The organism is Actinomadura chokoriensis (assembly GCF_041463665.1).
GTDB lineage: Bacteria > Actinomycetota > Actinomycetes > Streptosporangiales > Streptosporangiaceae > Spirillospora > Spirillospora chokoriensis_A.
Genome location: NZ_JAXCEJ010000010.1, coordinates 72490 through 86036, shown reverse-complemented (window position 1 = coordinate 86036; position 13547 = coordinate 72490). Strand labels below are relative to the sequence as shown.

At 72.2% G+C, this 13547-nt stretch carries 14 protein-coding genes; 3 read left to right on the top strand and 11 right to left on the bottom strand.

The genetic code is table 11. The features are described 5' to 3' along the window. Positions 1-26 precede the first annotated feature (26 nt). The 6 genes from hisH to SM418_RS17565 all read right to left on the bottom strand — a co-directional run bounded on the left by hisH (position 27) and on the right by SM418_RS17565 (position 4694). On the bottom strand, positions 27-662 hold the full coding sequence (hisH, locus tag SM418_RS17590; protein ID WP_371941919.1) for an imidazole glycerol phosphate synthase subunit HisH: 636 nt from the start codon (positions 660-662) through the stop codon (positions 27-29). Next, entirely contained in the window at positions 659-829 is a 171-nt protein-coding gene (locus SM418_RS17585) for a CG2302 family histidine operon protein (protein WP_371941918.1), read from the bottom strand. Before SM418_RS17585 ends, hisH begins: the two co-directional genes overlap by 4 nt. 1 nt (position 830) lies before the next feature. After that, the gene (gene hisB / locus SM418_RS17580) at positions 831-1424 is read right to left on the bottom strand and encodes an imidazoleglycerol-phosphate dehydratase HisB (protein ID WP_371941917.1); all 594 of its coding nucleotides are present in this window, start codon (positions 1422-1424) and stop codon (positions 831-833) included. Beyond that, entirely contained in the window at positions 1421-2509 is a 1089-nt protein-coding gene (locus tag SM418_RS17575) for a histidinol-phosphate transaminase (RefSeq protein ID WP_371941916.1), read from the bottom strand. The genes hisB and SM418_RS17575 overlap by 4 nt, the downstream gene beginning before the upstream one ends. Continuing rightward, positions 2506-3813 carry a histidinol dehydrogenase gene (gene hisD / locus SM418_RS17570; protein WP_371941915.1) on the bottom strand — a complete coding sequence of 436 codons (1308 nt, stop codon included), beginning with the start codon at positions 3811-3813 and terminating at the stop codon, positions 2506-2508. The genes SM418_RS17575 and hisD overlap by 4 nt, the downstream gene beginning before the upstream one ends. 68 nt (positions 3814-3881) lie before the next feature. Then, a complete protein-coding gene (locus SM418_RS17565; RefSeq protein WP_371941914.1) occupies positions 3882-4694 on the bottom strand; it encodes a PhzF family phenazine biosynthesis protein in 813 nt (270 codons plus the stop codon). A gap of 192 nt (positions 4695-4886) precedes the next feature. Between SM418_RS17565 and SM418_RS17560 the strand changes: the two genes are divergently transcribed. Both SM418_RS17560 and ybaK read left to right on the top strand, forming a co-directional pair. Beyond that, entirely contained in the window at positions 4887-5549 is a 663-nt protein-coding gene (locus SM418_RS17560) for an LON peptidase substrate-binding domain-containing protein (RefSeq protein WP_371941913.1), read from the top strand. A gap of 22 nt (positions 5550-5571) precedes the next feature. Next, complete coding sequence (ybaK, locus tag SM418_RS17555; protein WP_371941912.1) at positions 5572-6066, top strand: Cys-tRNA(Pro) deacylase; 495 nt, start codon at positions 5572-5574, stop codon at positions 6064-6066. On the opposite strand, the gene SM418_RS17550 is transcribed toward ybaK, so the two are convergent. Next, positions 5950-6567 carry a hypothetical protein gene (locus SM418_RS17550; protein ID WP_371941911.1) on the bottom strand — a complete coding sequence of 206 codons (618 nt, stop codon included), beginning with the start codon at positions 6565-6567 and terminating at the stop codon, positions 5950-5952. The genes ybaK and SM418_RS17550 overlap by 117 nt on opposite strands. Positions 6568-6707: 140 nt before the next feature. Here SM418_RS17550 and SM418_RS17545 point away from each other — a divergent pair, with 140 nt between their 5' ends. Further along, entirely contained in the window at positions 6708-7412 is a 705-nt protein-coding gene (locus tag SM418_RS17545; protein WP_371941910.1) for a DUF6882 domain-containing protein, read from the top strand. A gap of 189 nt (positions 7413-7601) precedes the next feature. Here the strand turns inward: SM418_RS17545 and dnaE are convergent, their stop codons facing one another. The 4 genes from dnaE to SM418_RS17525 form a co-directional block, all read right to left on the bottom strand. Beyond that, the gene (dnaE, locus tag SM418_RS17540) at positions 7602-11132 is read right to left on the bottom strand and encodes a DNA polymerase III subunit alpha (protein WP_371941909.1); all 3531 of its coding nucleotides are present in this window, start codon (positions 11130-11132) and stop codon (positions 7602-7604) included. A 213-nt stretch (positions 11133-11345) separates the two neighbouring features. After that, positions 11346-12278 (bottom strand): RluA family pseudouridine synthase, encoded by a 933-nt coding sequence (locus SM418_RS17535; RefSeq protein ID WP_371941908.1) that lies wholly within the window; start codon positions 12276-12278, stop codon positions 11346-11348. Continuing rightward, a complete protein-coding gene (gene lspA / locus SM418_RS17530; RefSeq protein WP_371941907.1) occupies positions 12278-12889 on the bottom strand; it encodes a signal peptidase II in 612 nt (203 codons plus the stop codon). Before lspA ends, SM418_RS17535 begins: the two co-directional genes overlap by 1 nt. A gap of 68 nt (positions 12890-12957) precedes the next feature. Beyond that, a complete protein-coding gene (locus SM418_RS17525; RefSeq protein ID WP_371942051.1) occupies positions 12958-13332 on the bottom strand; it encodes a TraR/DksA family transcriptional regulator in 375 nt (124 codons plus the stop codon). Positions 13333-13547 lie beyond the last annotated feature (215 nt).

The following is a 13547-nucleotide window of genomic DNA, read 5'->3' as shown; positions in this document are numbered from 1 at the left end:
CTATCGAGGCAGATGGGACGGGGTGGTCAGGCGAGCGTGCCCAGCCAGTTGCCGAGCAGGGCCGCGCCCGCGTCGCCGGACTTCTCCGGGTGGAACTGGGTGGCGCACAGCGGGCCGTTCTCGACGGCGGCGACGAAGCGGTCGCCGTGCTCGGCCCAGGTGACCAGCGGCGGCGCGATGAGGCCGGTCGGGTCGGGCTCCAGGTCCCAGCCGCGGGCGGCGTAGGAGTGGACGAAGTAGAACCGCGCGTCCGCCAGGCCGTCGAAGAGGGCGGAGCCCTCGGGGACGGAGACCGTGTTCCAGCCCATGTGCGGGACGACCGGCGCGTTCAGCCGGTCGACCGTGCCCGGCCACTCGTCGCAGCCCTGGGTCGTGACGCCGTGCTCGATGCCCTTGGTGAACAGGATCTGCATGCCGACGCAGATGCCGAGCACCGGGCGCCCGCCCGCGAGGCGGCGGCCGATGATCTGGTCGCCGCGGACCGAGCGGAGCCCCGCCATGCAGGCCGCGAACGCGCCGACGCCGGGGACGACCAGGCCGTCGGCGTTCAGCGCGGCGTCCCAGTCGGCGGTGACGGTCACCTCGGCGCCCGCGCGGGCCACGGCGCGCTCGGCCGAGCGCAGGTTGCCCGAGCCGTAGTCCAGAATGACGATCTTCGTCACAGCCACAGCACGCCCCCGGCGAACGCCAGCCCGGCGAGGACGAGCAGCAGCAGCGCGCCGATCTTGATGCCCTGCTTGACGAAGCTGTAGACGCCCGCCAGCAGGAACACCCCCACCGCGAAGATCGCGATGTTTCCGTAGGTGAGGTCCAGGTCGCCGATCTCCACGCTACAGGGCCCCCTTGGTGGACGGGATGCCGTGCACCTTCGGGTCGAACGCCACCGCGTCGCGCAGCGCGCGGGCCAGGGCCTTGAACTGGGCCTCGACGATGTGGTGGGCGTTGCGCCCGTACGGGACGTGGACGTGCAGCGCCACCCGCGCGTTCGACACGAACGACTCGAAGATGTGCCGGGTCATCGTGGTGTCGTACTCGGGGCCGATCATCGGGGCCATGCCGTCCGGCTCGACGTGCACGAGGTAGGGGCGGCCGGACACGTCCACCGTGACCTGCGCGAGCGCCTCGTCGAGCGGGATCGAGGCGTCGGCGAAGCGGCGGATGCCGGCCTTGTCGCCGAGCGCCTCCCGGAACGCCTGGCCGAGCGCGATGGAGGTGTCCTCGATCGTGTGGTGGCTGTCGATGTGCAGGTCGCCCGCGGTCTTCACGGTCAGGTCGAACGACCCGTGCTTGCCGAGCTGGGCCAGCATGTGGTCGAAGAACCCCACTCCGGTCGCGACGTCGACCAGCCCGGTCCCGTCGAGGTCGATCTCGACGAGGACCCGGGTCTCCGCGGTCCCGCGCTCGACCCGTCCCTTGCGCGTCACACGCTCTCCTTCAGTGCAGTGCGGAAGGCGGCCATCTCCGCCGGGGCGCCGACACTGACCCGCAGCCACTCGGGCGGTCCCACCTCCCGGATCAGCACGCCTCGTTCGAGCAGGTTCTCCCAGACCCGGCGGCGGTCCGGGAACGTCCCGAACAGGACGAAGTTGGCGTCGGAGTCGGCCACCCGGAACCCCTCGGCGCGCAGCCACGCGACGATCTCGTCACGCTCGCGGCGCAGCGCCTCGACGCCGCCGAGCAGTTCCTCGCCGTGGGCGAGGGCGGTGCGGGCGACGGCCTGGGTGACGGCCGACAGGTGGTAGGGCAGCCGGACGAGCAGCAGCGCCTCGATCACGGCGGGGTCGGCGGCGAGGTAGCCGAGCCGGGCCCCCGCCATCGCGAACGCCTTGGACATCGTGCGGGTGACGATCAGCCGCGGATGGCGCTCCAGCAGCGTCAGCGCGGACGGCGTCCCGGCGCGGCGGAACTCCGCGTACGCCTCGTCGACGACGACCATGCCCGGCGCCGCCTCCAGCACCGCCTCGATCGCTTCGAGCGGCAGGGCGGTGCCCGTCGGGTTGTTCGGCGAGGTGAGGAACACGACGTCGGGACGGTGCTCCCCGACGGCCGCGACGGCCCGCTCGGGGCCGAGGCCGAAGTCCTCGTCGCGGAAGGCGTTCAGCCAGCGCGTGCCCGACACCGCGGTGATGATCGGGTGCATCGAGTACGACGGCTCGAAGCCGAGCGCGGTGCGGCCCGTCCCGCCGAACGCCTGCAGGATCTGCTGGATGATCTCGTTGGAGCCGTTCGCCGCCCACACCCGGCGGGCGGTGAGGCCGGCGGCGGCCGTGTCGCTGTTCAGGAAGGCGGCGAGGTCCTCGCGGAGCGCGACGGCGTCGCGGTCGGGGTAGCGGTTCAGCGCCCCGGCGACGTCCATGACGGCCTCGCCGAGGGCCTTCACCAGCCGTTCGGACGGCGGGTACGGGTTCTCGTTGGTGTTCAGCGCGTACGGGACGTCCAGCTGCGGCGCGCCGTAGGGCTTCCGGCCGCGCAGGTCGTCCCGCAGGGGCAGGTCGTTCAGCGAGGTCACGAGGGGATCTCCCAGTCGAAGCGGGCCTTCAGGGCGGCGCCGTGCGCGGGCAGGTCCTCGGCCTCGGCGAGCGCGACCACGCGCCCGGTGGCCTCGGCGAGGGCGTCCCGGTCGTACTCGACGACGTGCACGCCGCGGAGGAACGACTGGACCGACAGCCCGGACGAGTGGCAGGCGCACCCGCCGGTCGGCAGGACGTGGTTGGACCCGGCGAGGTAGTCGCCGAGCGACACCGGCGCGTGCGGCCCCACGAAGATCGCCCCGGCGTTGCGGACCCGGGCGGCGACCGCGGCGGCGTCGGCGGTGTGGATCTCCAGGTGCTCGGCGGCGTAGGCGTCGACGACCTTCAGGCCGTCCTCGACGCCGTCCACGAGGACGATGCCGGACTGCCGCCCGGCGAGCGCCTCGGTGATCCGCTCGATGTGCCTGGTGCGGGCGACCTGCGCCTTCAACTCGGTCTCGACCTCGTCGGCGAGCCGCGCCGAGTCGGTGACGAGGACGGCGGCGGCGAGCGTGTCGTGCTCGGCCTGGCTGATCAGGTCGGCGGCGACGTCGACCGGGCTCGCGGTGCCGTCGGCGAGGATCGCGATCTCGGTCGGGCCGGCCTCGGCGTCGATGCCGATCACGCCCTTGAGCAGCCGCTTGGCGGCCGCGACGTAGACGTTGCCGGGGCCGGTGACCAGGTCGGCGCGGGGGCACTCGTCGGTGCCGTAGGCGAACATCGCGATCGCCTGCGCGCCGCCGGCGGCATGCACCTCCTCCACGCCGAGGAGCGCGCACGCCGCCAGGATCGTCGGGTGCGGAAGGCCGCCGAAGTCCTTCTGCGCGGGCGAGGTCACGGCGAGCGAGCCGACCCCCGCCTCCTGCGAGGGGACGACGTTCATGACCACGCTGGAGGGGTAGACGGCGCGCCCGCCCGGCACGTACAGGCCGACGCGCCCGACCGGGATCCACCGCTCGGTGACGGTGCCGCCCGGCACGACCTGCGTGGTCACGTCGGCGCGGCGCTGGTCGCGGTGCACGGCGCGGGCGCGGCGGATGCTCTCCTCCAGCGCGTCCCGGACGGCGGGGTCGAGGTCGGCGAGGGCCTGGTGGACGGCCTGCACCGGAACGCGCGTGCTCTCCAGTTCGACCCCGTCGAACGCCTTCGTGTGCTCCCGGACCGCCGCCGAGCCGCGATGGCGGACGTCCTCGCAGATGGGCCGCACCTTGTCCAGGGCGGCCTCGACGTCGAGTTCGGCGCGGGGCAGCACGGAGCGCAGATCGCCGGGAAGCGAGCCGCGCAGGTCGATACGGGAAATCACGCGTCCAGTCTACGGAGTGGGACCGGCGCCCCGCGCATCGTCTCAGCTCCCGAGACGCGGCGTGTCCGTCAGATCCGCAGGGTGCCGTCGAGCACGGTGACGGCCCTGCCGGACAGGGTCACGCGGTCGCCGCGCAGGGCGACGCGGACGTCACCGCCGCGCGCCGACGCCTGGTGGCCCGTCAGCGTGTCGCGGCCGAGCCGGGCGGCCCAGAAAGGAGCGAGCGCGCAGTGCGCGGAGCCGGTGACCGGGTCCTCGGCGTCGCCGGGCAGGACGCGCGGCGCGAAGCACCGGGACACGAAGTCGTGCTCCCGGCCCGGGCCGGCCGCCGCCGTGACGATCACGACGCGGGCGTCGATCCCGGCGAGGGCTCCGGCGTCCGGGGCGGCCCCGCGGACGGCCGCCTCGTCCGCGACCTCCACCAGCAGGTCGTCCTGGGCGTTGCGGCCGACGTCGAGCACCGGCAGGCCGAGGGCCTCGGCGAGCCCCTCGGGGACCTCGACCGGCGCGGCGGGCGCCGCGGGGAAGTCCATCGCCAGGCCCCCGCCCTCCTCCCGGGTGACGGTGAGGACGCCGCTCTTCAGCGTCCGGAACCTGATCGGACGGTCCGGCGCGACCGTACCGGTGTCGTAGAGGGCGTGCGCGGCGCCCAGGGTGGCGTGCCCGCAGAGGGCGACCTCCATGACGGGCGTGAACCACCGCAACTCGAAATCCGCGGCGGAGTCGTCGACCGGGCGCACGAAGGCCGTCTCCGAGTGCTTCATCTCGGCGGCGAGGCGCTGCATCCAGCCAGGGTCGGCCTCGTCCTGGAGCAGGCAGACCCCGGCGGGGTTCCCGGCGAACGGGCGGTCGGTGAACGCGTCGACGACGAGGATCCTCATGTCGCCGACGCTAGCGTCCGTCCCGGGCCACGCCATAGGGCCAATTCGCGCGAAGTGGCCCCTCCCGGCCCACCATGATGACTCCGGCTTCACAATGTGAAAAATCACCCCTTACCAAGATCATCGATATCGACGTACCCTGGCGGGGCGAGGGCGCCTCCCGGCGGCGCCCAGGAGCGCGGGAGTGAGAGTGTGACCGAGCGGCTCGCCCTGTTCCCCCTGGGCACCGTGCTCTTTCCAGGGCTGGTGCTCCCCCTGCACCTGTTCGAGGACCGCTACCGCCGGCTCATCGCCGACCTGCTCGAACGGCCCGAGCCCCGCGGGTTCGGCGTCGTCGGCATCGAACTCGGCCACGAGGTCGGGGAGGGCGCCGCGCACCGGCTCGCCGAGGTCGGCTGCGTCGCCGAGCTGCGCGAGGTGGCCCCGCACCCGGACGGCCGGTACGACATCGTGACCGTCGGGGCCCGGCGGTTCCGGGTCAAGGAACTGGACCGCTCCCGGCCCTACCTGCAGGGCGAGGTCGAGTTCCTCCCCGAGGAGGCCGGCGGCGACCCCGGCCCGATGGCGGCGCGCGTCCGGCGGCTGTTCCGGCTGTACCGGCACCGGCTCGGCGCCGCCGGCTCGGCCACCTTCGACGAGACCGAGCCGCCGGACGACCCGGTGGCGCTGTCCTACGTGATCGCGGCGGCGCTCGTGCTGGACGGGCACGACAAGCAGCGGCTGCTGGAATGCGAGGACGCGGCGCTGCGGCTGTCGGCCGAACGGGACCTGCTGATCCGGGAGAACCGCATCCTGAACGTTTTGCCGACGATCCCCGCCGGGCAGTTCCTGGACGGGTCGTTCACGCCGAACTGAGGCGGCACGGCAGACTGCCCCCATGAGCAGCAGGACCAAGGGCGGCAAGGGGACCCCGGCGACCGTCGCCGCGACGCGCGCCGGGATCGAGTACACCCTGCACGCCTACGAGGTCGACCCGGACGCCGAGTCCTACGGCGAGGCCGCCGCCGACGCCCTCGGCATCCCCTACGGGCAGATCTTCAAGACCCTCCTGGCGGAGGTGGACGGGCGGCTCACGGTCGGGATCGTCCCCGTGTCGTCCAGCCTGGACCTCAAGGCGCTCGCGGCCGCAGCGGGCGGGAAGAAGGCGCGGATGGCCGCCCCGAAGGACGCCGAGCGCGCCACCGGGTACGTCGTCGGCGGGATCAGCCCGCTCGGGCAGCGGCGGCGGCTGCCCGCCGTGATCGACGCGTCGGTGTCAGGGCTCGCGACCGTCTACGTCTCGGCCGGTCGGCGCGGACTCCAGATCGAGCTCGTCCCCGCCGACCTCGTCCGCCTCACCGGCGCCGGTGTCGCCGTGATCGCCCGGGGGTAGCCGGCGGACGACCACCTCCAGCAGCCCGTACGCGGCCACGGCCGACGCCGGCCAGAACACGAGGACGCCCCTGGCCCGCAGGTCGGCGACGCCGGTGACGGCGGTGCCGTCGCGGGCGTGCCGGACGGCGTCCTGGAAGTCGCCCAGCCCGATCATGTGGCCGGTCCGCCAGGCCAGGACGGCCGCGACGCACCCCCCGGCGGCGAGTCCGAGCAGCAGCGCGACGTCGTTGCCGCGCCCGCCCGCCGCATAGGCGGCGAGACCGCACAGAATCCCGGTGACCAGGGCGATCAGGGCGAACCTCGCGTCGACCCCGATCGGCGCCTGCCCCTCCGGCTCGGCCAGAAGCGGCTCACCCTGCACGATCACGTAGGTCACCGCGGGCGCGATCCCGGCCCACAGCAGGCCCGCGAGCGGCCCGAGCAGCGCCACCACGACGGCGGCGACGCCCCCCGCCAGCCAGAGCCTCGTCGCGAAGAGCCTCCCGGCGGGTCGCCGCACCTCGTACGCTCCTAGATGTGAGTCCTCTGACAGCGAAAGTGACAGCGAAAGCCTAGCCTGCCCGGTTCCGCCGATCGACTCTCGAAGGGTGTCCGATTCCCGCCCACGACCGTCCCGATTACTGGGATAATGTGCCCGACATGTCCGGATTCAGTCCTGCGTTCGAACGCCTCGGCGCCGCGCGTGCGGCCGTCGTCCTGCAGCAGCAGGAGACGCTCGCCGAGTTCCTGCCGCGCGAGGACTGGAGCGCCGACCTGACCGCCCGCACCTACGCCAGCGGCGGCGTCACGGTCCGCGTCTCGCTGCTCGGCAGCTACGCGGCCCGCGAGCGCACCTGGCTGTGGGGCTGGGCGAACCCGCAGTTCGGCGACGCGCACCCCGCGGTCGCCCCGACGCTGGTCATCCGGGCCGTCGGGGAACGGCTCGGCATCCCCGAGTTCACCACTCCCGAGGTCGACCTGTCCTCGTACGCGGGCCCGGCCGGGCACGGCGGCGAACTGATCGCGATGGCCGCGGGCGGCGTGCTCGGCGGCGCCGGCTACCTCGGGGCCGGCTACGACGGCGGCTCCGCCTACCTGCACGTCGACGACCCGCAGGTGCCGGCCGCGCGGTGGGACCCGGTCCCGCTCCCCCGGCTGCTGGCGAACGCGGCGAGCCTGTTCCCGCGCGAGCCGAGGCTGACGCTCGCCGGGTTCCTGTCGCACCACCGCGTCCCCTACCGCCAGACCGACGTGCTGACCGAGGTCATGCTCCCCGGCGGCGGCGCCGCCCGCGCGGCCTTCGACGGCCTCGGCCGACTCGTCGAGTGGGACGCGGACCTGACCCCCGCCACCGTCGCGACCTGAGCGTCGCCGCCCCCGCTATGCGACGGCCTCAAGTCGCTACGTCTCTCAGCCCTGCCTGCGCGAACCCGCCGGGTTGCGATCGCGCAGCGAGCCCCTGGGCGAGCCGGAGCGATGCCGCCATCGCCGCTTCGCCCGTTGAAGGAAGGCGCTCCAGCGCCTGACACCGAGGGCAATGCGAGAAAACCCGCCTCAGCCGAGGCAGGACGGGCCCAGGAGCTGCTTCAGGTCGCCCATCAGGGCCGGGGACGGCGCCACGCGGAGCCGGTCGTCCAGGCGGACGACCGTGGTGCGCGGGCCGTTCTGGAGATACAGGTGCACCTCGGCGGTGCCCGGATGGGTGATCAGGACTTCCTTCAGGCGCGTGACCGTCGGTGGCGTGCAGCGGCCGAGCGGCATCGTCACCGACAGCGGGCCGGTGGCGTCGGTGATGGTGAGGTCGGGCTGGGTGACCTCCATCGCGATGATCTTCGCGACGTCCTCGCGGCGGTCGAGGCGGCCCTTGACGACGAGGATGGCGTCCTCGGCGAGGAGGGTCGAGCACAGCTGGTAGGACGACGGGAAGCACATCACCTCGATGGAGCCCCCCAGGTCCTCCAACTGGAACATCGCCCAGGAGTTGCCCTGTTTGGTGACCTTGCGCTGGAGGCCGGACAGGAGCCCGGCCACGACGACGACCTGGCCGTCCGGGCGCTCGCCGCCGTTCAGGACGGCGATGGTGCAGTCGGCCTCGCGTTCCAGGATGTGCTCGACGCCGAGGAGCGGATGGTCGGAGACGTACAGGCCGAGCATCTCCCGCTCGAAGGCGAGGAGCGTGGTCTTGTCCCACTCCTCGCCCTCGGGGATCGCGACGGTGAAGGCGTCCTCGCCGCCGTCGTCCTCCAGGGCGCCGAACAGGGAGTCCTGGCCGATGGCCTCCTTGCGCTTGATGTCGATGACCGAGTCGATGGCCTGCTCGTGCACCATCAGCAGGGCCTTGCGCTGGTGGCCCAGCTCGTCGAACGCGCCGGCCTTGATGAGCGACTCCACGACCCGCTTGTTGCAGACCTGCGGCGGGACCTTGTTGAGGAAGTCGTTGAAGTCGGTGTAGGCGCCCTTCTCCCGGCGGGCCGCGACGATCCCGTCCACGACGTTGTGGCCGACGTTGCGGACGGCCGACAGCCCGAAGCGGATCTCGGTGTCGCCCAGCGGGGTGAAGTCGGCCTCGGAGGTGTTGACGTCCGGCGGCAGGACCTTCAGCCCCATCCGGCGGCACTCCGACAGGTAGAGGGCGCTCTTGTCCTTGTCGTCGCCGACGGACGTGAGCAGCCCCGCCATGTACTCGGCCGGGTAGTTGGCCTTCAGGTAGGCCGTCCAGTAGGAGACGAGCCCGTACGCGGCGGAGTGCGCCTTGTTGAACGCGTAGTCGGAGAACGGGACGAGGATGTCCCACAGCGTCTTGACGGCCTCCTTGGAGAAGCCGTTGTCGATCATCCCCTGCTCGAAGCCGACGAACTGGGCGTCCAGCTCGGCCTTCTTCTTCTTGCCCATGACGCGGCGGAGGAGGTCGGCCTTGCCGAGCGTGTAGCCCGCCACCTTCTGCGCGATCGCCATGACCTGCTCCTGGTAGACGATCAGGCCGTAGGTGGTGTCGAGGATCTCCTTGAGCGGCTCCTCCAGCTCCGGATGGATCGGGGTGATCTCCTGCTGGCCGTTCTTGCGGAGGGCGTAGTTGGTGTGGGAGTTCGCGCCCATCGGGCCGGGGCGGTACAGGGCGCCCACGGCGGAGATGTCCTCGAAGTTGTCCGGCTTCATCAGGCGCAGCAGGGACCGCATCGGGCCGCCGTCGAACTGGAACACGCCTAGGGTGTCGCCCCGCGCGAGGAGGTCGTAGGTCGGCTGGTCGTCCAGCGGGAGACCGAGCAGGTCGACCTCGACGCCCTTGTTCTTCTTGATCCCCTGGAGCGCGTCGTCGATGATCGTCAGGTTACGCAGGCCCAGGAAGTCCATCTTCAGCAGACCGAGCGTCTCGCAGGTCGGGTAGTCGAACTGCGTGATGATCGCCCCGTCGGCGTCCCGGCGCATGATCGGGACATGGTCGGTGATCGTCTCACCGGACATGATGATCCCGGCGGCGTGCACGCCGGTCTGGCGGATCAGCCCCTCCAGGCCCTGCGCCAGATCCATGATCTGCTTGACGTCGGTCTCTTCCTCGTACAGCTTGCGCAGCTCGCCCGCCTCGCCGTGGCGCGGGTGCTTGTCGTCGAAGATGCCCGAGAGCGGGATGTCCTTGCCCATGACGGCGGGCGGGAACGCCTTGGAGATCCGGTCGCCGAGCGCGTACGGGAAGCCGAGGACGCGGCCCGCGTCCTTGATCGCGGCCTTCGCCTTGATGGTGCCGAACGTGGCGATGAACGAGACCTTGTCGGCGCCCCACTTCTCCGTCGTGTACTTGATGACCTCGGCCCGCCGGTCTTCAGGGAAGTCGATGTCGATGTCGGGCATGGACGCGCGCTCGGGGTTCAGGAACCGCTCGAAGATCAGCCCGTGCGGGATCGGGTCGAGGTCGGTGATGCCCATCGCGTACGCGATCAGCGAGCCTGCGGCGGAGCCTCGGCCGGGGCCGACGAGGATGCCGTTCTCCTTGGCCCACATGATGAAGTCGGCGACGACGAGGAAGTAGGACGGGTACCCCTTGCCGAGGATGACGCCCATCTCGTACTCGGCCTGCTCCTTGTACCCGTCCGGGAGGCCGTCGGGGAAGCGGCGGTCGAGGCCCTTCCAGACCTCCTTGCGGAACCAGCTCTCCTCCGTCTCGCCCTCGGGGACGGGGAAGCGGGGGCTGAGGTCGCGGTACTCGAACATGCCCGCCGGGTCGACCTTCTCGGCGATGAGCAGGGTGTTCCTGCAGCCCTCGAGCCAGATGTCGGACGAGTCGATGCCGCGCATCTCCTCGGCCGTCTTCAGGTAGTAGCCGCTGCCGTCGAACCGGAACCGGTCGGGGTCGGCGAGCTGCTTGCCCACCTGGACGCAGAGGAGCGCGTCGTGCGCGGTGGCCTCGGACTCGTGCGTGTAGTGCGAGTCGTTCGTGACGACCGGCGGGATGTCCAGCCTCCTGCTGATCTCGATGAGGCCGTCGCGGACGCGGCGCTCGATCTCCAGCCCGTGGTCCATCAGCTCCAGGAAGTAGTTCTCCTTGCCGAAGATGTCCTGGAACGTCGCCGCGGCCTTGAGCGCCTCGTCGAACTGGCCGAGCCGCAGCCGGGTCTGCACCTTGCCGGACGGGCAGCCGGTCGTGGCCATCAGGCCCTCGGCGTGCTCGGCGATCAGCTCCTCGTCCATGCGGGCGTACTTGAAGACGAAGCCCTCGGTGTACGCGCGGCTGGAGAGCTTGAACAGGTTGTGCAGGCCGGTCCTGTTCCGCGCCCACAGCGTCTTGTGGTTGATCAGCCCGCCGCCGGAGACGTCGTCGCGCTTCTGGCTCGGCTCGCCCCACTGGACCTTCTTCTTGTGGTAGCGGGACTCCGGCGCGAGGTAGGCCTCGATGCCGATGATCGGCGTGACCCCGGCGGCGGTGGCCTGCTTGTGGAAGTCGTAGGCGCCGTGCATGTTGCCGTGGTCGGTCATGGCGATCGCCGGCATCTTCTGCCGGCCCACCTCTTCGAACATCTGCTTCAGGCGAGCGGCTCCGTCGAGCATGGAGTACTCCGTATGAACGTGCAGATGAACGAAAGAGTCGGCCATGTGCGCTGCGCCTCCTGCTCGTCGCATGCGACCGCCCACGTCGCCTGGCCGGCACGTGGTGGCGTTGTCGGTCCCGGGGAAGATCGTCAACCCGGACGGAACGCCGGGATGACGCGGTCCTGAGAGCCTAACCGCATCGGGCGCCCCACGCGTCCCGACTCGCCCGAACCCGCGGACCGCTGAACGCCGCCCCCCGGAGCCGGCCGGCGGGGGTCAGGACTCCGCTTCGACGATCTCCAGGGCGCGGGCCAGATCATCCGGGTACGGGCTCTCGAACTCCACCCACTCGCTCTTGGTCGGGTGCTCGAACCCCAGCCGGACGGCGTGCAGCCACTGCCGCTTCAGGCCGAGCCGAGCCGCCAGTGTCGGGTCGGCGCCGTAAGCCATGTCGCCCACGCACGGATGCCGGATCGCGGACATGTGCACCCGGATCTGGTGCGTGCGCCCCGTCTCCAGGTCGATGTCGAGCAGCGTCGCCGCCCGGAACGCCTCCACCGTGTCGTAGTGCGTGACCGACGGCTTGCCGCCCGCGACGACCGCGAACCGCCCGTCGCCGGACGGATGCCGGTCGATCGGCGCGTCGACCGTCCCCCGGAAGGGGTCCGGATGGCCCTGCACGAGCGCCTGGTAGCGCTTGTCGATGCGGCGTTCCTTGAACGCCCGCTTGAGCCTGGAGTAGGCGATCTCGCTCTTCGCCACGACCATCGCGCCGGTGGTGTTGGCGTCCAGCCGGTGGACGACGCCCTGCCGCTCGGACGCGCCGCTGGTCGCGATCGTGTGCCCGGCGCCGAGGAGGCCGCCGAGGACGGTCGGGCCCGTCCAGCCGGTGGTGGGGTGGGCGGCGACGCCGATCGGCTTGTTCACCACGACGATGTCGTCGTCCTCGAACAGGACGGCCATCCCGGGGACGGGCTCGGCGACCGGGGCGGGCGGCGCGGGCGGCGGCGGCAGCGTGACCTCCAGCCAGGCGCCGGCGTGCAGCCGCTCGGACTTGGTGGCCACCTCGGCGCCGTCCAGCAGGACCTCGCCCGCGGCGATGATGTCCGCGGCGCCGCTCCGCGACAGGCCGAACAGCCGCGCCAGGGCGGCGTCGATCCGCTCGCCCTCCAGGCCGTCCGGCACGTGGAGGCTGCGCACCTGCCCCATCAGGACTTCTTCTCCTCGGGAGCGGGCGCCTTCGGGTCGTCCTCGGCGACCGGACAGGCGCCGGGCTCCGGGGTTCCGGCCCCGGAGCCCCCCGCCTCGGGCTTTCGCGCCTCGGCGGAGCCGGTCTCGCCGGGGTCGTCGTCCTTGCCGGCGATGCGCGTCCCGTCGACCTGGAGGCCGCGCGCCGCCAGCCACACGGCGAGGACGCCGCCGCACACGATCGCCGAGTCGGCCAGGTTGAACACCGGCCAGTGCGGCAGCTGGATCCAGTCGACGACGTGGCCCTTCAGCGGCGCCGGGGCGCGCAGCAGCCGGTCGATCAGGTTCCCGATCGCGCCGCCGAGCAGCAGGCCGAGGCAGACCGCCCACGGCGCGCTGCGCAGGTTGCGGGCGGTGCGCAGGATGGCCACCACCACGCCGCAGGCGATCAGGGTGAACACGACCGTGTAACCGGTGCCGATCGAGAACGCGGCGCCGCTGTTACGGGTCTCGCGCAGCGTCAGCAGGCCGCCGAGCAGCCGGATCGGCTCCCGGTCCTCCAGCGTCGCCACCACGATGATCTTGGACACGATGTCGGCGGCGAGCGCGGCCACGGCCACGGCGACCAGCACGCCGACGCGGCGCGGCCGAGGAGATCCCGTGGATTCCCCGGCCTCGCGCTCTGGGTTCGTTGAGTCGCTCAGCGACGTTCCTCGCGTTGTTTGCATGTCACACACAGGGTCGCACGCGGGAAGACCTGGAGTCGCGCCTTGCCGATCGGCTTGGCGCACGACTCGCAGGTTCCGTACGTGCCGGCGTCCATCCGCTGGACCGCCCGCTCGATCTGGGCGAGCAGGTCCTGTGAATTGTAGGCCAGGGCGAGCTCGTGTTCGCGCTCGTACGTCTTGGCGCCCGCGTCGGCCTGGTCGTCGCCGGCCCCGTCGCTGCCGTCGCCCTCGGCGATCTGGCTGGCGGACGCGGCGATCTCGGCCCGCAGGCCCTCGATCTGCTCCTGCAGCCCGGCCCGCGCCTCGGCGAGTTCCCCGGGCGTCCAGCGGTGCTCCCCCTCGCGCACCGGAAGCTCCGCAGCCTTGGCCGCCTTCGCCGGGGCCCGGCCGCGCCGGGGGCCCGGCCGGCCCGGTTTCCCGGCCGGGCCCCCGGCGGCGGGCGCCGTGCCCCGGTTCTTGCCTGCGGCGGACTTCGCGGCGGGCCTTTCGGTGGGCTTCGCGGCGGCGGTGCCCTTCGTCGCGCCGGCCATGTCGGCCTCCCTCGCGCTGATCGCCTCGACGG